General features: G+C 38.1%; 24 protein-coding genes and 1 tRNA gene. 3 read left to right on the forward strand and 22 right to left on the reverse strand.

Features of this window, described 5'->3' with window-relative positions; all coding sequences use genetic code 11:
• Positions 1–109: 109 nt before the first annotated feature.
• The 11 genes from E7274_RS09885 to E7274_RS09935 all read right to left on the reverse strand — a co-directional run bounded on the left by E7274_RS09885 (position 110) and on the right by E7274_RS09935 (position 8,281).
• A complete protein-coding gene (locus tag E7274_RS09885; protein ID WP_033152471.1) occupies positions 110–550 on the reverse strand; it encodes a single-stranded DNA-binding protein in 441 nt (146 codons plus the stop codon).
• Between the two features lie 24 nt (positions 551–574).
• Complete coding sequence (gene rpsF / locus E7274_RS09890; RefSeq protein WP_033152473.1) at positions 575–865, reverse strand: 30S ribosomal protein S6; 291 nt, start codon at positions 863–865, stop codon at positions 575–577.
• A gap of 157 nt (positions 866–1,022) precedes the next feature.
• Complete coding sequence (locus E7274_RS09895) at positions 1,023–1,781, reverse strand: NAD-dependent protein deacylase (protein WP_304175636.1); 759 nt, start codon at positions 1,779–1,781, stop codon at positions 1,023–1,025.
• Positions 1,782–1,804: 23 nt separating this feature from the next.
• A complete protein-coding gene (locus tag E7274_RS09900; RefSeq protein WP_304175638.1) occupies positions 1,805–2,263 on the reverse strand; it encodes a divergent PAP2 family protein in 459 nt (152 codons plus the stop codon).
• Between the two features lie 16 nt (positions 2,264–2,279).
• Positions 2,280–3,125, reverse strand: a complete 846-nt coding sequence (rsmI, locus tag E7274_RS09905) for a 16S rRNA (cytidine(1402)-2'-O)-methyltransferase (RefSeq protein ID WP_304175640.1) — start codon at positions 3,123–3,125, stop codon at positions 2,280–2,282.
• Between the two features lie 24 nt (positions 3,126–3,149).
• A complete protein-coding gene (locus tag E7274_RS09910; protein ID WP_304175642.1) occupies positions 3,150–3,893 on the reverse strand; it encodes a tRNA1(Val) (adenine(37)-N6)-methyltransferase in 744 nt (247 codons plus the stop codon).
• Positions 3,893–4,768, reverse strand: a complete 876-nt coding sequence (locus E7274_RS09915) for a PSP1 domain-containing protein (protein ID WP_044939214.1) — start codon at positions 4,766–4,768, stop codon at positions 3,893–3,895. The genes E7274_RS09910 and E7274_RS09915 overlap by 1 nt, the downstream gene beginning before the upstream one ends.
• A 12-nt stretch (positions 4,769–4,780) precedes the next feature.
• Positions 4,781–5,821 carry a DNA polymerase III subunit delta' gene (gene holB, locus E7274_RS09920; RefSeq protein WP_304175643.1) on the reverse strand — a complete coding sequence of 347 codons (1,041 nt, stop codon included), beginning with the start codon at positions 5,819–5,821 and terminating at the stop codon, positions 4,781–4,783.
• A 19-nt stretch (positions 5,822–5,840) separates the two neighbouring features.
• Complete coding sequence (locus tag E7274_RS09925; RefSeq protein WP_033152486.1) at positions 5,841–6,281, reverse strand: YaaR family protein; 441 nt, start codon at positions 6,279–6,281, stop codon at positions 5,841–5,843.
• A gap of 1 nt (position 6,282) precedes the next feature.
• Complete coding sequence (locus E7274_RS09930) at positions 6,283–6,876, reverse strand: guanylate kinase (RefSeq protein WP_033152488.1); 594 nt, start codon at positions 6,874–6,876, stop codon at positions 6,283–6,285.
• A gap of 46 nt (positions 6,877–6,922) precedes the next feature.
• The gene (locus E7274_RS09935) at positions 6,923–8,281 is read right to left on the reverse strand and encodes an aminotransferase class I/II-fold pyridoxal phosphate-dependent enzyme (RefSeq protein ID WP_304175646.1); all 1,359 of its coding nucleotides are present in this window, start codon (positions 8,279–8,281) and stop codon (positions 6,923–6,925) included.
• A gap of 64 nt (positions 8,282–8,345) precedes the next feature.
• On the opposite strand from E7274_RS09935, the gene mobA reads away from it, so the two are divergent.
• Entirely contained in the window at positions 8,346–8,963 is a 618-nt protein-coding gene (gene mobA, locus E7274_RS09940) for a molybdenum cofactor guanylyltransferase (protein ID WP_044939227.1), read from the forward strand.
• Between the two features lie 3 nt (positions 8,964–8,966).
• Here mobA and E7274_RS09945 read toward each other — a convergent pair whose 3' ends face one another.
• Both E7274_RS09945 and E7274_RS09950 read right to left on the reverse strand, forming a co-directional pair.
• Positions 8,967–9,821 (reverse strand): hypothetical protein, encoded by an 855-nt coding sequence (locus E7274_RS09945; RefSeq protein ID WP_304175648.1) that lies wholly within the window; start codon positions 9,819–9,821, stop codon positions 8,967–8,969.
• Complete coding sequence (locus E7274_RS09950; protein ID WP_052169752.1) at positions 9,821–10,453, reverse strand: type IV toxin-antitoxin system AbiEi family antitoxin domain-containing protein; 633 nt, start codon at positions 10,451–10,453, stop codon at positions 9,821–9,823. Before E7274_RS09950 ends, E7274_RS09945 begins: the two co-directional genes overlap by 1 nt.
• Before the next feature lie 171 nt (positions 10,454–10,624).
• Here E7274_RS09950 and E7274_RS09955 point away from each other — a divergent pair, with 171 nt between their 5' ends.
• A complete protein-coding gene (locus tag E7274_RS09955; protein WP_304175650.1) occupies positions 10,625–11,137 on the forward strand; it encodes a hypothetical protein in 513 nt (170 codons plus the stop codon).
• Positions 11,138–11,265: 128 nt separating this feature from the next.
• On the opposite strand, the gene E7274_RS09960 is transcribed toward E7274_RS09955, so the two are convergent.
• Positions 11,266–12,660, reverse strand: a complete 1,395-nt coding sequence (locus E7274_RS09960) for a D-alanyl-D-alanine carboxypeptidase family protein (RefSeq protein ID WP_304175652.1) — start codon at positions 12,658–12,660, stop codon at positions 11,266–11,268.
• Between the two features lie 112 nt (positions 12,661–12,772).
• Here E7274_RS09960 and trmB point away from each other — a divergent pair, with 112 nt between their 5' ends.
• Positions 12,773–13,417, forward strand: a complete 645-nt coding sequence (trmB, locus tag E7274_RS09965; RefSeq protein WP_304175654.1) for a tRNA (guanosine(46)-N7)-methyltransferase TrmB — start codon at positions 12,773–12,775, stop codon at positions 13,415–13,417.
• A gap of 88 nt (positions 13,418–13,505) precedes the next feature.
• Here trmB and E7274_RS09970 read toward each other — a convergent pair.
• From E7274_RS09970 to E7274_RS10005, 8 genes are all read right to left on the reverse strand, one after another.
• Positions 13,506–13,578 (reverse strand) — tRNA-Lys (locus E7274_RS09970).
• A gap of 203 nt (positions 13,579–13,781) precedes the next feature.
• Entirely contained in the window at positions 13,782–15,221 is a 1,440-nt protein-coding gene (locus E7274_RS09975) for a hypothetical protein (protein ID WP_304175656.1), read from the reverse strand.
• Between the two features lie 12 nt (positions 15,222–15,233).
• Positions 15,234–15,839: a flagellar motor switch phosphatase FliY gene (fliY, locus tag E7274_RS09980; RefSeq protein ID WP_304175658.1), complete on the reverse strand. Its 606-nt coding sequence runs from the start codon at positions 15,837–15,839 to the stop codon at positions 15,234–15,236.
• 374 nt (positions 15,840–16,213) lie between these two features.
• A complete protein-coding gene (locus tag E7274_RS09985; protein ID WP_304175660.1) occupies positions 16,214–16,780 on the reverse strand; it encodes a GNAT family N-acetyltransferase in 567 nt (188 codons plus the stop codon).
• Between the two features lie 62 nt (positions 16,781–16,842).
• Positions 16,843–17,280, reverse strand: coding sequence for a GNAT family N-acetyltransferase (locus tag E7274_RS09990; protein ID WP_304175662.1), 438 nt, complete (start codon positions 17,278–17,280; stop codon positions 16,843–16,845).
• Positions 17,281–17,414: 134 nt separating this feature from the next.
• Complete coding sequence (locus E7274_RS09995; protein ID WP_304175664.1) at positions 17,415–18,437, reverse strand: virulence RhuM family protein; 1,023 nt, start codon at positions 18,435–18,437, stop codon at positions 17,415–17,417.
• Between the two features lie 26 nt (positions 18,438–18,463).
• Positions 18,464–19,141: a sigma-70 family RNA polymerase sigma factor gene (locus E7274_RS10000; RefSeq protein WP_304175665.1), complete on the reverse strand. Its 678-nt coding sequence runs from the start codon at positions 19,139–19,141 to the stop codon at positions 18,464–18,466.
• Positions 19,138–19,992 carry a helix-turn-helix domain-containing protein gene (locus tag E7274_RS10005; protein WP_304175667.1) on the reverse strand — a complete coding sequence of 285 codons (855 nt, stop codon included), beginning with the start codon at positions 19,990–19,992 and terminating at the stop codon, positions 19,138–19,140. Before E7274_RS10005 ends, E7274_RS10000 begins: the two co-directional genes overlap by 4 nt.
• Between the last annotated feature and the right edge of the window lie 177 nt (positions 19,993–20,169).

The following is a 20,169-nucleotide window of genomic DNA, read 5'->3' on the forward strand; positions in this document are numbered from 1 at the left end:
TTTCTTTCTTCTATGCATTGGTCTTCTTCTCTGCTGACCATCGCCTGTCTTATTAAAAGCCATGATTTAACCTCCTATAGATGTTAGTCAAAGCTTTCGTTGCCTTGACTTAGTTGAACGGTAATTCCTCGTCAATTCCATCAGGGATATTCATGAAGCCGTCGCCTGCATCTGAGCTTGGTGCGAAACCTGCGCCACCGTCGAAGCTGCTGTTTCCGCCGCCCTGAGAATTCTTGCTCTCTGCGAACTCAACATTCTCACATACAACATCGGTAGTGTAAACCTTCTGGCCGTCCTTGTTTGTGTAGCTGCCTGTCTGAATACGACCTTCAACTACGAACTTTGTGCCCTTGCGAGCATACTTCTCAAGGAACTCACCTGTCTTGCCAAATGCAACACAGTTAATGAAATCAGCTGTCTGCTCATCTCCATCGCGCTTAAATCTACGATCAACTGCTAATGAAAATCTTGCAACAGCGCTGTTGTTTGCTCCACCGTAACGAACTTCTGGGTCTCTTGTGAGACGTCCCATAAGAATAACTTTATTCATAATTAATCTCCTTATCTTATACTATTAAGCCTCGTCAGCTTTAACGCATAAGAATCGAAGTACGTTGTCCATGATGCGAACATTCTCCTCGATCTGAGCAGGTACGCCTGGCTCAGCATCGAAGTGGATGAAGTAATAGTATCCTTCATTCATCTTCTGAATGTCATAAGCAAGTCTCTTCTTGCCCCAATCATCGACGTCTGAGATCTGTCCACCAAAGCGAGTGATATACTCCTTTGCCTTTTCAACTGTGGCAGTTCTTGCATCGTCTTCGATCTTCGCATTAACAACGAGTGCTAATTCATACTTGTTCATGCTTTCTACCTCCTTTTGGTCTATTGGCCAAACTAGCAATGCTAGCCTAGCAAGGATATAAATGTTTTATACCACGAATTAAGATAATAGCATGAAGCTGTGCGTTTTTCAAGGCTTAACTGAATTTTTATTGTATTTTTTGTATTATTTCAGGGATTTATAATTCTATTCCCTGAAGCTTAGCCAATTCTGTAAACACCTGTCCGATTCTGTCGGTAATCACCAGTGTGTTCTCTGCTCTGCGAACTGACAAATCTGTCTGATTAATTATTACCAGGTACTTACCTCTGAAGTAATTAACAAATGATGCTGCCGGATACACCGTAAGTGATGTACCGCCAATAATCATCATATCTGCTTCTGAAATGGCTTTGATTGCGCCTTCTACTGCGTCCTCAGGCAATCCCTCTTCGTAGAGAGTGATATCAGCCCTGACTGTTCCGCCGCAATAATCGCACTTTGGAATCTCATCCTCTGAATCGAAAATGAAATCTACCGGATAGCTGGTTCCACAGTTCATGCAATAGTTTCGAAGTGCACTGCCGTGGATTTCATAGACTTTCTTACTGCCAGCCTTCTGGTGTAGGCCGTCGATATTTTGAGTAACCACGCCTGTGAGCTTACCCATTTCTTCCAGCTTTGCCAGATATTTATGAGCATTGTTTGGCTCGATATTTCGCGTATCCATCTTTTGACGATGAAATTCGAAATAAACCTTTGGCTCCCTCATCAGGCAGCTGTGGCTAAGTAAATATTCTGGCTGGTACATGTCGAATCTGACATCATGCTGATTGTACAAGCCGTCTTTGCTTCTGAAATCTGGAATTCCACTTTCTGTGGATACTCCCGCGCCTCCGAAAAATACGATTTTCGATGATTCTTCTATCATATTTTTCAGCTCTTCAATTTTATCCAAAACGCTTCCCCCCTTCTTTAAATCTATATGTTAAGGTGTAAAACAACTACAGCACATATGATTCCAATGAGCATACCAACAGCGATTTCTGGAACGGTATGGCCCATCTTTTCTTTGAATCTATTAATATCAAGTGGCTGCTTGCCTTCTTCCTTACGCTCTTCATTAAGATTGTTTAATGCCTTACCTTGGCGCTGTGTTTCAAATCGGACTCCTCTTGCATCATAAATAACAACGATTCCAAAGAATAATGCCATTACAAATTCAAATGAGGAAGCCCCGTAGATTGCTCCAGTAACAATCATAAGCGCTGTAACTGTAGCTGAATGAGAGCTTGGCATTCCCCCTCCGCCGTATAATCTCTCCTTGCAAAAACCTGATTTTACAGTATCGATAATGATTTTAATAATCTGAGCAACAAACCATCCTGCTGCAGGTGCTAAAAAAATCTTATTTGTAAACAAATCCACGATGAAATGCATTATATTCTCCTATCTCCTATAGCAAAGCGTTGTAAATATCTCGCTTGCTGACTCCTCTATCTTTTGCCACTGCCTTCATGGCTTCCTTTTTATCCATGCCCTGGCTTAAGTACATATCCATGTGCTCTTCAATGGTCATGTCTTCAAATGCCGCTCTTGCCTCTTCTAAAACCTCTGCTTTAGATTTGCCAGCTATAACAAGAACGTACTCTCCTCTAGGCTCTTTCGTCTCGTAAGATTTTAAAGCGCCACCGATTGTGGTCTTTTCTTTTTCTTCGTGTTTCTTTGTAAGCTCTCTACAAAGTGTGATTCCTCTGTCCTCACCAAGCACCTCTGCAAGCTCTTTTAATGTGCTTATCAAATGATGTGGTGCTTCGTAAATAATGACAGTTCTTGTCTCATTTTTGGTCTCTTCTAAAACTCTACGACGTTCTTTTTTGTCTTTTGGAAGAAATGCCTCAAAAGCGAATCGTCTACAGGCCTGGCCAGACATGGTAACAGCTGTAATACATGCAGCAGGACCTGGGACCGATGTGACCTCGATTCCCTCGTCATAACACATCCTAACAAGCTCTTCTCCTGGGTCTGATATGCCAGGTGTACCTGCGTCTGTGATTACCGCAATATTCTGACCTTCTTTTAATTTTTCTATTAAAGTGATGGCCTTCTCCACTTTATTGAACTCGTGGTAGCTGGTCATAGGTGTGTCTATTTCAAAATGATTTAATAGCTTTATTGAATTTCTTGTATCTTCTGCTGCAATCAAATCCACCTCTTTAAGAATCCTGACTGCTCGAAAAGTCATATCCTCAAGGTTTCCTATTGGAGTTGCAACTAAATATACTGTTCCTGTCTGTGACATTTATAATCTCCTATTGGAAGATAATTATTTATCTAATCCGTATATTTCATAGATTTCATCTGTGTACTGGCCTGGCTCCTTGTATACAATCAGTGGTGATTCCACTGTAAGCTGGGCTCCGCCACCTCGCACGCCTTCTATCAGAACCATATTTGGTTCCTTGTCCACGTATGGGTAAACCAAGCGCATCCTCTTTGGCTCAAGCTTGTACTTTCGCATGGCTTCAAAGATTTCAACAATGCGTGATGGTCTATGTACAAAGTAACATCTGCCTCGCTGCCTTAAAACAGCTGCAGTCTCTCTCACCACATCATCCAATGTGCAAAGCAGCTCGTGGCGAGCTATGGCCTTGGCGTCATTTGGATTCTTCAATCCATGATGATTTGTCATGTATGGTGGATTGCTAGTGACCACATCCATGGATGCTTTTCCGAAGATTTCACTAGCACTTTTGATGTCACCTTCTATTATATCAATTTTCTCTTCCAGATGATTAAACATTACTGATCGGCGTGCCATATCTGCACTCTCAGGCTGAATTTCTAATCCAGTAAAATGCTTTCCCTCTGTCTTTGCTTCAAGAAGAATAGGCAGAATTCCTGTGCCCGTTCCCAAATCAAGAACCTTCTCTCCTTCTTTTACGCTAGCAAAGCCCGATAGCAAGACAGCATCCATGCCAAAACAGAATTTGTCAGGATGCTGAATTATTTGATATCCATTTATTTGTAAATCATCTAGTCGCTCGTCTTCCTGCAACAGATTATTCATTAATTATCCTCCAGGTCGGCAAGTTCCTTTGCCTCTTCCTTAGAAACCTGTACCTTTTTCTTACGAGGCTTGAACTTAAGTACTGATGTAGGATAATCCTTTACCTCTTTTAAATCGCCATCTTCAAAAAGAACGCGAACAGTCTGGCGAAGAACGTTTACTGACTGAACTGTACCTTTGATTCCTTCAGGAGTTGTAACTGAATCATTGATTCCTGGAAGGCGGCTGTTAAGGTATTCGTATGTCTCCTGCTCGTTCTTTAGGCAGCACATAAGTCTGCCGCAAAGTCCGGAGATCTTTGTAGGGTTAAGTGAAAGGTTTTGCTCCTTTGCCATCTTGATTGATACTGGAACAAAATCTCCCAGCCAGCTTTTACAGCAAAGCTCTCTACCGCAGATTCCGATACCGCCCATAAGCTTTGTCTCGTCACGAACACCAATCTGACGGAGCTCGATACGTGTATGGAACACTGCTGCAAGATCCTTTACAAGCTCTCTGAAATCGATACGTCCATCTGCTGTGAAATAGAAAATAAGCTTGTTGTTGTCGAATGTGTACTCGGCACCAACTAACTTCATTTCAAGCTCACGCTTTGCGATTTTCTCCTCGCAAATTCGCATGGCCTCTTTTTCTTTTTCTATGTTCTTGATAGCCTTTTTAGCATCTTCTTCTGTAGCCTTGCGGATGATTTTCTTGATAGGTCCTGGAACCTCATCGTCCGAAATCTCCTTGTCTACAAGTAAAACTGTTCCGATTTCAACACCGCGAACTGTTTCAACAATAACCTGATCCTCACGCTTAAGCTCTATGCCGTTTGGATCAAAATAATATACTTTTCCGCCTCCTCTGAAGCGTACTCCAATAACCTTTATCATCTAGTGTCTCCTTTAGTTTTCAGGATTTCTCATCCTCTGTATAAGAAGCATAATGGTCAATTCAAAATTGACATTTGCATTTAGTCTGGCTCTAGTTTCTGAGATTGCATCGAAAATCTCGTTTAGGCCATGGTATGACAGGCTCTGTGCCTGGTCGTGAATATCGAAGGCATCCTCTGAAAATAGCAGTAAATCATCCCTCGATGTCGATTTATATAATAGCACATCTCGATACCAAAGAGTTATTAAATCTAGCAATTGCTCGATAAATGGCTGAAATTTCTCATTATCGGAATCTTCCTTTTTATCTCTATCGTTGTCCTCTTTGATGGATTTCACTTCGTCAGCTATCTGCTGCTCATCCATTTTGCTTGCTTTTTTGCATAGGGCGACAACACGATTTTTAACATCATTGAAAGTTACATCTGTAGCAAGTGCAATGGCTTTTCCCACATTTCCCTGGGCAAAGCTTGCCACCATCTGAGACTGATAATCAACAGTCTCGTACTGAGTCTGCAATATCCGCTTTATGCTTTCTGTATCAACGGATTTCATTTGGATAAGAACGCATCTAGACAAGATTGTCTGAAGAAATGCATTATGATTTGCTGTAAGCAGAATGATAATCGCGTATTCTGGTGGTTCCTCAATGGTCTTAAGAATGGCATTCTGTGCCTGAGGATTCATTCTCTCTGCTTCATCTACGATATAGATTTTATATTTGCTGCTGTATGGCTTGATATCAACATCATTTACAATCTGCTCACGTACTACATCTACGCTGATGTTATTCTTGCCATCTTCTCTTCTAACGTAAATAATATCAGGATTGTTTCTTGATAATGCCTGTTTGCAGGAATGACATTCCATACAAGCATCATCTTCAGATGGATTTTCACACTGAAGCATTGCCGCAAATGCCTCTGCAAGCATCATCTTTCCTGAGCCTTTTTCACCGCTGAAAATATAGGCATGGCTATGATTTCCTGTTTTAACTGCATTTCTTAATAGGCTCTTTGCCTCTTCCTGCCCTACTATCTGCGCAAAGCTCATCTAACAAAATTCTCCTAATCTAGGTGATTATATCAAGGAGCAATCCCCTGATTTCATCTACTCTATTTAATATATCAATGTGGTCTTTTTCATCCTGAACGAGGGCTGTTGCCAACTCATCCATATGCTCATCTACAAGCTTTATCATACCATAAACTCTATGGCGACCACGTCTGTCTAAAAAGTTTTCTCGCGAAAACTTGTGGCTTCGATTTACAACCTCGTTAAGGAAATCCTTGACCAATCCGCGATATCGCTTCATGTCACGGATATCCATATGCTCAGACAAAAGCTTTCCCTGAGTGGTTATGTCGTTTAAAAGATTTGTGAGCTTTTCCTGAAGCTCAGCATCATCTACGGCTGCTGCAAGTGTAAATTTGAATGTGTCATCTACAGGTGCTGTGGATTTTGCCTGGTCTGTAGGTTGAACTTGGCTCACATCATTTACTCTAATATCCATGCTAACCCCTTCTATCTTTTATAAAGGCGGCGATTCTATCGCAAGTGATTCTGCTGTCATCATCGTTTTTGAAGACATTAGAAACCTGCGCTGCATCCAGATTCTCTTGGGAGAAATCCTGCTGGTCAGCCAAGAATCGTCTGCACATTTCCTCGTACTTTGGGTGTTCCTGACTTCGTTCTCTCTCAAGTGCTCTCGAAAGACGAACTCCATCATCTACCTCTATATATATCGGCAAAACAGCGTCTTTTCCGTAATAATCACGAATCTTTACAAAGCTTTCAACTGTACCAATGATAAGATAATCATTTTTCGATAAATCAATCTGGCCATCATCTACGGTGAAATAAAACCATGGGCCGTGAACAGTATCGTATTTACGAATTTCGATTACCTTTCCCGCCTCAACTAATTTGTCCTTTTCTTCGATGGAAACGAAATTGTATTCATCACCCGGCTTCTCATTACTTCTGATTGGTCTGGTTGTATATGAAACAATTCGCTTTAAATCTAAATCCCCTTTGTCTAGCAAAAGCTTAAATATTGTATCTTTTCCCGATGAGCTTTTGCCCATTATGCAATAAATACTTCCCATTTTGTCCTCTTTTTTCTTTTGTATCTAAAGTATAATTCAGCCAAGGCTAATTGACAACGTAGATACAGTCATTATTTATTCCTGTTACGTGTATTCCACTTTCTTTCGCCTGGCAGATAAGTTTGATTGCTTTCTCTGAAATGACCTCCCCCGGTACCACAATAGGTGCCCCCGGTGGATACAAGCAAATCTCATCCTGACATACAAGTCCTGTAGCCTGCGCCAGGTTGACCTGTCGACCTTCGCCTTTCTTGGCTTCCCAAGGCTCCATTATTTTTTTGCTATCAATCCAGACCATTGGCACATCTACGTTGCCATTCTCTAGTCCTTCGTCAATTTCAAGCAATGCCTTTTTTAATCTTTCAAAACCTTCCCTTGAATCCATAATGCTTGTCATGGCAAGCAGGTATGAAAAGCTTGAAAGCTCTGTTTCTATTTCGTATTTTTCCCTAAGGATTCTTGCGAGCTCCACCCCGGAGATATTTGTGTGCTTTGTGATTATCACTAGCTTTCCCGGGTCTTTTGTTTCTTCGTCTTCTACGACTAATTTAAGGTGTTTTAATTGTCCACTAATCTTGTAGAAATCCTGTAGGTTATCCACATAATCCCGGAACATATTCTCAGATTGTTCAATAATGGCCATACAGTGACTAATGGAATTCATCAGCACATAGCTTGGTGAACTAGTCTCGAAAATATCAAGAGCTGCAGCTATCTTTCGGCTATCTACTCTATTTCCACTCACATGCATTACCGCTGTCTGTGTAAGAGCCGGTAAAGTTTTATGGAGACTTTGGATAGTGATATCTGCTTTTCCTACTGCAGATTCTTTGAATTCATCATTGAATCCTAGATGTGCTCCGTGAGCCTGATCAACTATCAGTATTATGCCTTTGGCGTGACAATATTTTGAAATATCTTCCAGCTTGCAATGATATCCCTCATATGTAGGGCTTGTCAGTAAAATTGCTTTAGGCTGACCGTACTTTTCTACTGCAGATTTAATCTCTTCTAAAGTTGCTGCCCTATATATTCCATTTTCATCTGCCTTGGAATTAATGTATCCAACCTTCAAGTGTCTTAGGATTGCTCCATTGTAAACACTTTTATGAGAATTTCTCTGGATAAGAATTAAATCATTTTCACAACAACAGCTATATATCGCAGCAAGGTTTCCTACCGTGGAGCCGCCTACTAAAATAAAGCTTTTATCAGCTCCATAAATTCTGGCTAACCTTCCTTGCTCCTCAGCTATAACCCCCTCTGGGTCATGTAAATCGTCCACTCCATCAACTTCAGTCATATCAATTTTGTATGGTCCATCAAGCATTCTCTTATGGCCTGGCATGTGGAATGGATACATATTCGATTTTGAATAATCTTCTAATATTTTTTCTAAACTCATTTTCTAGCTTTTATTTTCTACAAAGAATCAATATAATGGATTTTATCAAAGCAAGGAGGATGTTATGAATAGGACTTTAGTTATCCTTTGCGGTGGCGATAGTTCCCGCATGGGTACAAAGAAAGCACTTTTACCTTTTGAAGATAAAACTATGGTTGAATATATCTACGATAAATTCAGTCCATTTTTTGATAAGATTTACCTTTCAGTAAATGAACGTGGTGACCTTACTCATTTGGGCCTTGATGCTCAGGAAATTCCTGACATCTATCGAAACGCCGGCCCTGTAGGCGCCATTCTTTCCTGCCTTACAATGATTTCAGGAGATAGAGCATTTTTCATGTCAGTGGACACTCCATTTATGGATCCACGCATTGCAGCTTATCTCTATGACCATTCATATAATTACGACATCACATCTTTTAAGTTTGATGGTGAATTTTTAGATACCATCTGTGGTGTTTATCACAAGCGTTGCATCGGCCCTCTTTTCAAAAGTATCTTTTTCAAAAAAACTACCAAGAGTTACATTCAGGCTAGATGCTATACCAATCTTGTGGATACGGAAACTATTAAGAGCATTTCCTCTATTTCCATGGAGCAGCAGTTTTACAAAGTAAACGACAGAAAGTCTTATTACTATGCTGTTTTCTCCATTTTAAAACACAACTTTGTTTGCTAATCCTTAATCAAGGAATCGCTTAAGCTGTGGCATCCAATCTCCAAGGAAGACCATGTTCTTTTCCATGGCGTCCCAGATTGGGCTTAAGAAATTAATTAGGCAATTATTAACGTCCGACCACTGTGGCTCGGACTTCTTTTTTTGCCTCAGCTCAACCTTCCATTTTCTTTTCATGTAGGTGTAATCACCGTAGCTTTTCAGCATATTAAGTCTTGTGTCATCGACGACTATTCCTTTTTCTTTTACAAGCTCAGTTAATCTGTCCTTCACCTTTCGTCCATTAACAGGATTGGATGTAAGGATTTCATATGCATCATAATAATGATCCATGTTATTTATAAGCTCTAGTTTATCTATTATCTCAAGCAGATGCTTTGACAATTCTTCCTCTTTTGGATTGATAAGCACATCTACTTTTCTATTTCCGTATGCAATCAGTTCCAAAGTGATTTTTTCTGGTTCATGGCTTGCCCCGTGCTTTTTGAAATATAGATTTATCGGAATGTACATATCATCAATGGTTATTTTTAAACTGATTCCGGTTTCACCTACAGAACCGTTTACCACCATACCCTCTAAAGCACCCTTAGCCATTATTTCTTTTAGTATATCTCGCATGTAAAGGATTGCCATTTTGTCATCAAGGTCTCTTACATACTCGTAGTAGATATTGCTAATGCAAAGATCTCTATAGACATCTGACTTGAATTCCGCCGAATTACATAGATATAGCTCATTGCAGTATTTTCCATTGGCAAGTAGCTCAATTACAATTTCACATACCGCTGCTGAAAGCAGATTTTTAAAAGGAATATTCAGTTGTTCCGACTTTTCCTTTATATTGCCCTTGTTAATCATTACAACCACACACCTATCATATTCTGAACTTTTTTAAGGACCTTTCGTTCCTTAGCGTATTCCATCAGCTTAGCCACATCTTTTTTCTCATCCATGATGTAGGCTAATACTCCTGTTTTGAATATTTCCCTATCTATCTTTTCTTGATATTTCAGTACATCGCAGATTAATCTTTCTTTGGTGTAGATTTTCATACGACCACCTGCAAAATCAGTCTCTGTCACACCAAGCTCCAAAACTTCTGGCTCTGTATAGTATGGCTCCACTATTGGATAATCAATATGGAATCTAGATTTACTTGTGTTTTTATTAATCGCAATACTCCACTTGTATGGCCTATCCTTAAGATAACCATACACCCAAAGCGCTGATTCAATTGTAAGGATTCCGTCTTCTCCAAACAGCTTATAAATCCACTGCTCTTCACTGCATTCAAAATACTTTGTAGTGTAGTATCCGCTTTTTACTCTGATTAAATATCCCTCTTCTACGAACTTAAGCACGCGACGATAGTCTACTCCCAGGGCTTCAATTTCACTTGTTTTAATTAATCCGCCGTTAGCCTCAACTAAATCATTAATCTGCTCCAGCTGATACTGCTTCTTTTCATCTCTTGAAAATAAGTTTTCCATTTTTTCCACTCCTGCTTGCTTTACGAGGTTATTTTCTTCATTATCACATTCTATTATTGAGGTGTCAACTAATCTATATTACATTAATATTTCTGATACTGTCTTCTTTTTGTCGTTATTTTGTCTTATAATACAAATATAGCTATTATTTTTGTCTTTTTGGAGGAATTTATGTCTGAAGAAAAAATCACACTTAGAAAAAATCCTTCTCGTAAAGAATGTGAGAAGGTAATTAGGAAGATACTAATGACAGAGGTGCTAGAACGAGGTACAAATGAACATTTCAAAAGTGCCTCTGATTTCATGAGCTACTTTCAGTCACTCTACCCTGCAAGTGACAGTCTAACAAAGCAGGTTCAACGTGCAGTGAAAGCTCTTGGTATGCCAAAGGATGATCGAGGCTATTTCATCATTAATAAGACTGAGGAGCAGCTTGGTCAAGATAAGGAAATCGCTTTTCTTATGACAAAGTCTCATTGTGAACTTGCTCCTTTTGAGAATTACGAAACATTATTCTTAAAAGCTGATGAAAAATATAGGGATTATCTATTCCAGCTTCTTTCAGAATCAGATACATTTGCAGACAAGGTAATTACCATGATTAACTCTTCAAATGGAATCATATTGTTCACTAACAACAAACATCAATTAGAAATTCTGGTAAATAGTCTGATAAATAGATAAATAGTTTTTACAAACGTGAAAATAATTTTGATGTCTACAAAAATACAAAACGACAGTCTAGCAAATATAGGCTGTCGTTTTTATTATACTTTGTCGTTATTACGAAGAATCAGGACATTTCTTGTCGTTTATCTACGTCTTTTTCTTTTCTTACCATTATCTCTAATAATAGTCATGTTTGTCTTTTGTGGTTTTTGATGTCTGCTCATGTATCGATGTCTGAATAAAAGTATCTCACTTGATTTACTTCTTATAAACATAATCAAACAAATAACCGCAAGAACTATAAGGATTACTAACCCAATTTTTGGATAATCAACTTGTATATACTCTTTACCACTTCCACCATCTTCTACTGGAATGTTATCGAATGGATAACTACCAGTTGTATCTGCGTTTGTAAATATCAGATTTGCATATCCTACAGACTTATCTGCATATGAATATTGTAACTGTCCTATTACTGATGAATCTTCCTCATCAGAATATGGAACTACAGTTGAGGTTACATCTAATATACTGGCTGTCTTTGGAATAACAATTATTCCGTCTTCGTCTACTTTTATTAATTCACTGTTTTCACTAAGGACACCAGTTACATTAACATCATCCTCTGATATTGAAGCAAAATCCGCTACTGCATATTTGCTGAAATTATCAAAGCAGTACTCAAACAGGTTTGTTGTATCAGTGTATTCGTCTGTGGTTGTATCTTTCATTACAACGCACACAAGGGTCATACCATCTTTCTTGGCATATGTAACAAGTGTTGCTCCTGCTACTACTGTATATCCTGTTTTACCACCTAAGCAATACTCATACAAATACTGATTTGTCTTGTAGTAATGAAGCATTTGATGGTGGTTATTAAGTGGCGTTGGATCTGAATGTTTATTTGTGGCTGGAATTGTGTAGTTCTTTGTTCCAACTATTTCTGCAAACTTTGGAATCTTGTATGCTGCTCTTGAAATCAAGGCCATATCATAAGCACTTGTATAATGCTCTTCATCAGGAAGACCGTTGGAGTTGTTGAAGTGTGTATTCTTACAGCCAAGCTCTTTAGCCTTTGCATTCATCATATCAACAAAGCTATCCATATCTCCGGCCACATGCTCACCTAATGCATAAGCGCACTCATTTGCTGACTCTAGCATCATTCCATAGAGTGTCTGCTCAACCGTCATTTCTTCTCCAACATCTCTGGCAATACTGGACGAACCAAGCTCTGTACCATAAACTGCTTCTGCAGAGAATGTAACCGTCTCGTCCAAATCACAATTTTCCAAGACGATAAGGGCTGTCATTATTTTTGTGATACTGGCAGGATAATGCACATCATCCATATTCTTAGAATATAGGATTGTTCCTGTTTCCTCTTCCATTACAATGGCTGATTCCGCCACTACATCAACTCCACTAGGCCAATAATCTGCAGCCTCAGCCTGGATTGATTTCATTGAAAATATGCTGTTAGCAATAAAAATAAAGGCTAATGCCTTTGCAAGTTTTCTTTTTATATTCATACTCTTTTTCCTTTACGACTATTTAGTATAACTTCTCTATTTAGTCTGTTGCAATACTAATCTTACGATTTTTATGTTATAATCCATTTTGATTTTATTTTTGGAGGTTATTATGAGATTAAGAAATATCCCAGGAGCTGATGAGGTTGTTGCAAATAGTCCTTATTGCATTCAGAACCCTACAAAGCTCAAGGGCTCATATAAAAAAGAAGTATTTGGCAATGACAATCCTATTCATATTGAAATCGGAATGGGTAAAGGACAGTTTATTACTACTCTTGCAAAAGAGAACCCTGATATCAACTATATAGGTATTGAAAGATATACTTCTGTTTTACTTAGAGCTGTTCAGAAGGTGCAGGATGAAGAAATTCCTAATCTTCGTTTCATCTGTTTTGATGCTGCTGAGATACTTGATATCTTTGCTTGCCGTGAAGTAGATAGAATCTATCTCAACTTCAGTGATCCTTGGCCAAAGGACAGACACGCAAAGCGTCGCCTTACATCTTCTACTTTCTTAAACAGATATAATTCAATTCTTTCTAAGGAAGGTCACATTGAGTTTAAAACAGACAACAGAGACCTATTTGATTTTTCTGTAGAAGAAATAGACAATCATCCTTTATGGAAACTTGATGCTGTAACTTACGATTTACATAATGATGAGACTATGAACGCCGGCAATATTATGACTGAATACGAAGAGAAGTTTTCTAGTAAAGGAAATCCAATTTGTAAGCTCATTACAAGTAGATAATAGTAAAGCCTTGATTATTACAATCAAGGCTTTTATTTTAAATATTTTTAGATATAAAAAAACCACCGAAGAAACTTCGATGGTCAAATGCGCGATCAGGGGTTCGAACCCTGGACACCCTGATTAAGAGTCAGGTGCTCTGCCAGCTGAGCTAATCGCGCTCATTCATTTGTTATTGCCTCAGCAACGAATATAAGTATATAGCCTGAATGATTATTTTGCAAGTCTTTTTTTCATTTTTTTACGTTTTTTAACAACTTTTTTTACTACAGTTATCTGAAAATTCCAACACGGTCATCCTTTATCGATTATTGATTATATAAATAACAATACCTGCCTCTGATTTGAGACAGGTATCTTAATTTTATATATTTGCAAATAGCTTTTCTATTTCTTCTGGACTCATTACCCTGTTAGGATCTGTTAAATCTATCCCTACATCTGGGATAACTATAGAATCATCTTCTGGTTCTGGCTCAGGCTCTGGCTCCGGTTCAGGTTCCGGCTCTGGTTCCTCTTCTGGAATATCTCCAACCTCTTCTAACAAAGCATCCAAGTTTGCACCTATGTCATCTACTGGAGCTTCCTCTGCTACTGGCTCCTCTGGTACTACTTCTTCCACTGGAGCTTCCTCTGCTACTGGCTCCTCTGGGATTACTTCTTCCACTGGAGCTTCTTCTACAACGGCGTCTAAGTCAAGACCTAAGTCGTCAACCGGCTCTTCTTCCACCACTGTATCTAAGTCAAGACCTATATCATCAACTGGTTCTTCAGCTTCTGGCAATTCCTCTACTGGAATTTTCTCTTCCACTGAAGGTTCTTCTACTATAGCATCTAAATCAAGACCAAGGTCTTCAGCTGGTTCTTCTGTAGATTCTTCTTCGATTACAGCGTCTAAGTCAAGACCTATGTCCTCAATTGGTTCTTCTGTTGGTATTTCTTCAGCAGGAGTTTCTTCCATTGCAGGTTCTACTACTTCTTCTGGAATCTGAATGTCTTCTACATTAGTTATCTCCTCTGCAGGAGCTTCCTCAGCTACTGGCTCTTCCATTACTGGAATATCCTCTAAATCAGGGATATCTTCCATAACTGGCTCTGGTTCTACTACTGGTTCAGCAACCACAGGTGGTTCAGGCATTACTGGCATCACTGGAGGTGGTGTCATTTGCATTTGCATAGGCTGAGCCATTACTGGAATTCCATTTTGGATTTTTCCTTCAATATTAGATATTTGCGATGTAAGCGCTGCTATCTTTTGCTGTATATCAAGATTTGTTTCTTTTAATAAAGTTTGCTGTTTTTCAAGAATCTGACTATTACTGTTTTCAAGCTTTTCCTGGATATTTACCAGCTGATTGATCAACTCATCATTTGAGTTCATCAACGCATCCGTATTTTCCTTGCTTCGTGAAATAGTAACCTTAGCTACGGCCTTTTGTGCATTAATAATATCTTCAGCAGGTAAAGCACTGTTTTCCTCGATTGTTCGAAGTCTTTGATCCATTTCATCAAAGCTTTTCTTTATGACGAGATACGATGCCTTTTGCGCATTGTAAATTTCCTCATACTTTTCCTGCTCCATGTTTTTTTGCTTGAGAGATATATCTAACATGGCACTTATAAGGAAAAACAAAGCAACTATCATCAGAAGTATTCCTACCGCCATCGCCATAAAATTGCTTTTGAAATTTATCATGATATAAAACTCCATGATAATTAACACAGCAAGTGCTATGCTGGATAGAATAATCTGAATCTTATCCTTGGCTATTTCTGTTTGAATTTTCTTTGTGTTCTCGTCCATTGTGCCCCCTAGTTAATCATTTTTTTCAAATAGAGATACCATATCATGTGCAAACGAAATAGGATACAGCTGTACCATAACTGAATCTATTATCGTTCCTATTTTTAAATTAAATGTTATTTTGACAAAATCTATTTCAGGTGATTCAAATAATCTCTCGAATATTTTTACGCTTTCTACGTCAATATTGTCTGTTTTTGGTGGTGAGATATCTACTACTCTATTAAGTAGCTGTGACATCGAGCTTGCTGCACTTCCCATCATCTGGTTCATAGCTTCTGAAACAGCTGAAAGCTGAAGCTCGCCAATTTCACCACTTGTATTTGTACCATCGCCACCCATCATAAGATCAGCGATTATTTTTACATCATTTTCCTTTAGGATTAATACGTTACTTCCTGTTAATCCTTTAATATAATTTATATGTACCAACACGCAAACATTGTGATAATCATCAAGTGATTCGCTTTTACGAATTAACTCAATTTTAGGTGTTGTAATATCTACCTTTAAATTATTTAATAATGCGCTCAGAGATGTTGCAGACGAACCCATGCTGATGTTCGCAATTTCTCCAAGAGTATCCTGTTGCTCTTTAGTTAAGCTTAAATCTGCCATACACTACCGTCCTCCTCTAATATATTTTCCCCCTTTTCCTAGAATTGTGTTATTTACATTTTATTATACAATATACAATTCTCCATACAAAGGTATTTTACCCCAAAGTTGCGAATTTTGTGTGGACAAAGTGTTATATTTCCTAATAAAAAAAGGAGCCTATTTCATAGACTCCTTCCAATCATGTTCGAGATGGGATTCGAACCCACGGCCTTCCGCTTAGGAGAAGAAAGCTCACTCAAAAAATGTAGAAAGGAAGCGCCTTTCCATACCACCATTTTGAAAACTCACTCAGTTACTCACTCACCCGAACAAGAAGCCGGAAACTTGCTATCAATTGCTTTTTCTATAAGGTACACCCATTATACAATAAATCAATTATGAATTGTCCAATAATCTTTATATGCATAGTGGTCTATTGTTCCAACTAAGAATTTTTCGGATTTTCTGAATCCATAATCTGAGAAAGCTTCGATTCTTTCGACAGCATAGATTGGAACTTTTGATATTATTTCTTCACATTCAAACATTTCATATGCTGGTGGCACAATTGCATCAAGGACATTTTTAATGAGAGATGATTTCTCATAGTCACTGCCAAGATCAATTCTTAATACGCCAACTCCATTAAAATCATCATCTGCACATCTGTGGAACAATTCTACAGATCCGATAATGTTTGAAGAGATTTTTTCCACGATTACCCATCTTACAAACCACTTCTTCTGATATGAGTCTAGCCAAAAATCAATTGCTGAATCCATCCTTTCTTTTGTAGGATAATAGAAATTATCACCATGACAATTATCACTATTAAAAAATGGCAATGCATTCTTGTCACTGTAAATTTTTAATAGTTGTACTGAATCTTCTTTGCAGGCCGGTCTTAATAAAACCTTATCTGTTTCAATATTAGGGCATTTTTCATAAACATCTGTCATCTCTCAACATCTCCTTTTAGCACGTATTCATATCCCCTTCTTTAATATTTTGATAATCAACTTTATATATCCTTCATCATAAGTCGGTCTCCGCAAAACACGTACCCATGTTTTGGATAAAAGTTATACGACTCAAACCACTGTTCTTCCGGCTCTCCCAGATGAACTTTAGCGATTGTAATCCCTTTAAATTTTAACTCTTCCTCAGCTTTTAGCAATAGCTTTGTCCCTAATCCCTGTCTTTTTAATGAGGGTTTTATGAATAATCTATGTATAAAAGCCTCTGTGGTGCCTTCAATGATAGAGTAACCTATTGAGCCTATTACCCTGTCAGAATCATCTATCGCTATCCAAAAATTGCCCCCCTTATTAAAATAATTCTCTTTTATATGTAAAAGATCTTCGTTTATCCCGGGTTTTCTCCCAAGAGCATCCTTTGCAGAAAGTATCATAAATATAAGATCATCACGATAGCTTTCTTCATATTCTTTAATTATCATTATTATTCCAATCCTTCAAATACTCTCATATTGCTGAGATTTCTTCCATAATGTTAAGGACATCTCCATATCCAGCTTTCTGAATAAGCCTGTTCATTCCATCAAGTACTCTCTAAGTAGTATTTTGTTAAGCTTTATGGTTCACTTCGACCAGAATAATATTTTTCCATTTCTCGATCGAATTCTGATATATATTCTTCGTCCTGTTTTTTACGAAATTCCTCATATATCTTGCTGACCTTTTTGACTGCTGCTTCATGAGACACCGTTCCTTTTCCGGAAAGTACTTCCCGCCTATTATTCTTTAGAAAAATATCTGTTTCATCAAGCCAATCCTTCATGCTCATTAGCACTTCGTCTTCAGCCATCAATTCTGCATAGTCAATAAACATAGTAACCAATCTGTTCAATCTGGAAATTTCTTTTTCATTCAAATAGTTTTTAGCTACTATAATATCACTTTTTAATATTTTTCCATCAGGAGCACCCTTCCAAGTTGTTAGACCCATGGTAGGGCTATCAAGAGAAGCTCTCTCACTTATCAATTCAGCAGCAGTTTTTCCAGTTACTGCATAGTGAAGTTTATTCTGTACGAAGGAATAAAAGGCTCTTGTGGTCTCACTGTTTTTATCATAATCATAACTACATTGCTCAAATACATCCGCAATTTTCTGATATGCTCGGCGTTCACTGGCTCTAATCTCGCGAATTCTTTCCAATAATTCATCGAAATAGTCTTTCCCAAATGCCCGACCATTTTTCATCATATCATCATTAATTACAAAACCTTTTGTAATGTATTCCTTTAATGTTTTAGTAGCCCATTGACGAAACCTGGTTGCCTTCTTTGAATTTACACGATAACCAACAGCGATTATAGCATCTAGGTTATAATGATCGATGTTTCGACGAACATTTCTATTTCCTTCTTTTCGAACTACTAAGAATTTCTTAGTAGTTGCCTCCTTAACCAATTCCTCTTCTTCATAGATATTATTAAGGTGCTGAATAACATTTTCTGGAGTACAACCAAATAACTCAGACATTCCTAGCTGAGATAACCAAAAATTATCTTCATTGAAAATAACACTGACAAACTCTTTGGTATCAGCATCTTCGTAAAGTAAGATGTCAGCACTATTTACTTCATTAGACATAACATAACGTCCTTTCATTTTTATATTTAGACTATCTTTCCATCATTCATCCCATCACGTAAAACTCCAAGCGCCCTTGCTTCTATAATCTGCAAATATTTCTCTGTCAGATGGAAAAAAGCTGCTGTTTCTTCGATTGTCTTATATTCAAGAGACTCTATACCGTAGCGGTACATAAGAAGTCTGCGTTCACGAGCCGGTAGTAGTTCAAGGCGGTTTCGCATCTTTTGGAGCATGACACGAAGCACTGCTTCATCACCTACCGGGTCATGTATTCTTCCATCAGAAATCTTTTCTGCTTCTGGAACACCATCCTCATCAACAGGATTATCATTTAGAAATACCTGAACAATACCATGATTAACAAGTTGCCTTTCAAAAGATGAATCACCCTTTCTACACAAGTCGCGCATAGCATTGCCGGCAACTGTGTAAGCATATGTTGAAAACTTAGTCTGGGAATTCAGATCATAACTCTTAGCAGCTTCGAGTAGAGCAAACCTGCCTTCCTGAAGCAGATCATCCATCTCAATTCCGGCATAATGATTTATATCAATATCATGGGCAACTGCCAGACTCTGTGCAAGCCCCTTTATAAGTCCTTCATTTGCAAGCAGTATCTCTGTCTGCGCAAAAAGGTCATTTTGTTTTGCAAGTTCACAAAGCTTTCGATTGCGACTATCGACTTCATTAATGTTTGTCATTTTTCATTCCATAATTTTGCCATCATAGAAACTGATTGCTCAATCAGCGGTTCTATTGTTGCCATCTTTTCATCACTTATATTTTTATCTATCTGAATACCTTTAATAACAGCATCCTTTAATATCTTAATCTTTTCATCTTCAGGAAGGTTCGTAATGTTAGGAACAGCCAGAGCCTCATTTTTAACCTTTTCAATAATTTCATATTCCAATATGTCAGAGTTGTTATTTATTTCTGCAACTTCATCAACTAATTTCTTTTTTATTTCTCTAATTGAGGCCATCAACTGTCTTTGAATCCTGTCAAGTTCCACATTACCTGCAGGCAACTTAGCTGCTTTTAATGTCTTTTTAGTCTGCTGAATTTCTTTATCATTTGGGACCTTCCCCGTTTGTGTTAACTCATTCAGAAGATCATAGGAAAAATCCAAAAGTTTATTCTGCGTAGCAATGAGTTGTGTGATGGCACCCGAAAAATATGTAGCTATCATCTTTGTCGCCATTGCAAATTTATCATTGATAAGCAGTTCGTTTACAACTCTTGGCTCGACTTTTCCTGAATATAAATTTTTGGCAGCATCAACTGACAGACCAAGCTCTTTAATGTCATATCCAGTGTTTTCAGGAGTATTGGTCAACCCAAGTATGTAATCTGTCGGCACTTTATATAGCTCCGCAAGTTTTATTAAAATATCGCTGCTGATAGTTTTGGTAGCGCCATTTTCAATTCTGCTATATGTGGTCTTATTAACACCAATTGCTTCAGCAAGTTTTTCTCTGGTCTTATAACCGTTTGCTTCTCTAAGTTCTCTTAAACGCTCTTGAAGATTTCCCGGTAAATATTCACCCATCTATTCAGCGATCCTTTCTGTTTATTCATACAAAGAAATAATATCATATTTGGATGCAAATCTGCATCAGAACATTCAATTTTTTCTCGAAGTGAATGCCTGTTGATGCAATTTGCTATGAAAATGAGGTATTAGTCATTTTCATACGAATAATTAATTAGAGCGGTGTTCAGAGGG

This window comes from Pseudobutyrivibrio ruminis (assembly GCF_015057245.1).
In the GTDB taxonomy this organism is placed as follows: Bacteria; Bacillota; Clostridia; order Lachnospirales; family Lachnospiraceae; genus Pseudobutyrivibrio; species Pseudobutyrivibrio ruminis_E.

Excerpts from the sequence above, each read along its gene's own strand:
- E7274_RS09885 (WP_033152471.1), bottom strand. The coding sequence starts at position 550 with ATGAATAAAGTTATTCTTATGGGACGTCTCACAAGAGACCCAGAAGTT.
- rpsF (WP_033152473.1), bottom strand. The coding sequence starts at position 865 with ATGAACAAGTATGAATTAGCACTCGTTGTTAATGCGAAGATCGAAGAC.
- E7274_RS09900 (WP_304175638.1), bottom strand. The coding sequence starts at position 2,263 with ATGCATTTCATCGTGGATTTGTTTACAAATAAGATTTTTTTAGCACCT.
- rsmI (WP_304175640.1), bottom strand. The coding sequence starts at position 3,125 with ATGTCACAGACAGGAACAGTATATTTAGTTGCAACTCCAATAGGAAAC.
- E7274_RS09910 (WP_304175642.1), bottom strand. The coding sequence starts at position 3,893 with ATGAATAATCTGTTGCAGGAAGACGAGCGACTAGATGATTTACAAATA.
- E7274_RS09915 (WP_044939214.1), bottom strand. The coding sequence starts at position 4,768 with ATGATAAAGGTTATTGGAGTACGCTTCAGAGGAGGCGGAAAAGTATAT.
- holB (WP_304175643.1), bottom strand. The coding sequence starts at position 5,821 with ATGAGCTTTGCGCAGATAGTAGGGCAGGAAGAGGCAAAGAGCCTATTA.
- E7274_RS09925 (WP_033152486.1), bottom strand. The coding sequence starts at position 6,281 with ATGGATATTAGAGTAAATGATGTGAGCCAAGTTCAACCTACAGACCAG.
- E7274_RS09930 (WP_033152488.1), bottom strand. The coding sequence starts at position 6,876 with ATGGGAAGTATTTATTGCATAATGGGCAAAAGCTCATCGGGAAAAGAT.
- E7274_RS09935 (WP_304175646.1), bottom strand. The coding sequence starts at position 8,281 with ATGAGTTTAGAAAAAATATTAGAAGATTATTCAAAATCGAATATGTAT.
- mobA (WP_044939227.1), top strand. The coding sequence starts at position 8,346 with ATGAATAGGACTTTAGTTATCCTTTGCGGTGGCGATAGTTCCCGCATG.
- E7274_RS09945 (WP_304175648.1), bottom strand. The coding sequence starts at position 9,821 with ATGATTAACAAGGGCAATATAAAGGAAAAGTCGGAACAACTGAATATT.
- E7274_RS09950 (WP_052169752.1), bottom strand. The coding sequence starts at position 10,453 with ATGGAAAACTTATTTTCAAGAGATGAAAAGAAGCAGTATCAGCTGGAG.
- E7274_RS09955 (WP_304175650.1), top strand. The coding sequence starts at position 10,625 with ATGTCTGAAGAAAAAATCACACTTAGAAAAAATCCTTCTCGTAAAGAA.
- E7274_RS09960 (WP_304175652.1), bottom strand. The coding sequence starts at position 12,660 with ATGAATATAAAAAGAAAACTTGCAAAGGCATTAGCCTTTATTTTTATT.
- trmB (WP_304175654.1), top strand. The coding sequence starts at position 12,773 with ATGAGATTAAGAAATATCCCAGGAGCTGATGAGGTTGTTGCAAATAGT.
- E7274_RS09975 (WP_304175656.1), bottom strand. The coding sequence starts at position 15,221 with ATGGACGAGAACACAAAGAAAATTCAAACAGAAATAGCCAAGGATAAG.
- fliY (WP_304175658.1), bottom strand. The coding sequence starts at position 15,839 with ATGGCAGATTTAAGCTTAACTAAAGAGCAACAGGATACTCTTGGAGAA.
- E7274_RS09985 (WP_304175660.1), bottom strand. The coding sequence starts at position 16,780 with ATGACAGATGTTTATGAAAAATGCCCTAATATTGAAACAGATAAGGTT.
- E7274_RS09990 (WP_304175662.1), bottom strand. The coding sequence starts at position 17,280 with ATGATAATTAAAGAATATGAAGAAAGCTATCGTGATGATCTTATATTT.
- E7274_RS09995 (WP_304175664.1), bottom strand. The coding sequence starts at position 18,437 with ATGTCTAATGAAGTAAATAGTGCTGACATCTTACTTTACGAAGATGCT.
- E7274_RS10000 (WP_304175665.1), bottom strand. The coding sequence starts at position 19,141 with ATGACAAACATTAATGAAGTCGATAGTCGCAATCGAAAGCTTTGTGAA.
- E7274_RS10005 (WP_304175667.1), bottom strand. The coding sequence starts at position 19,992 with ATGGGTGAATATTTACCGGGAAATCTTCAAGAGCGTTTAAGAGAACTT.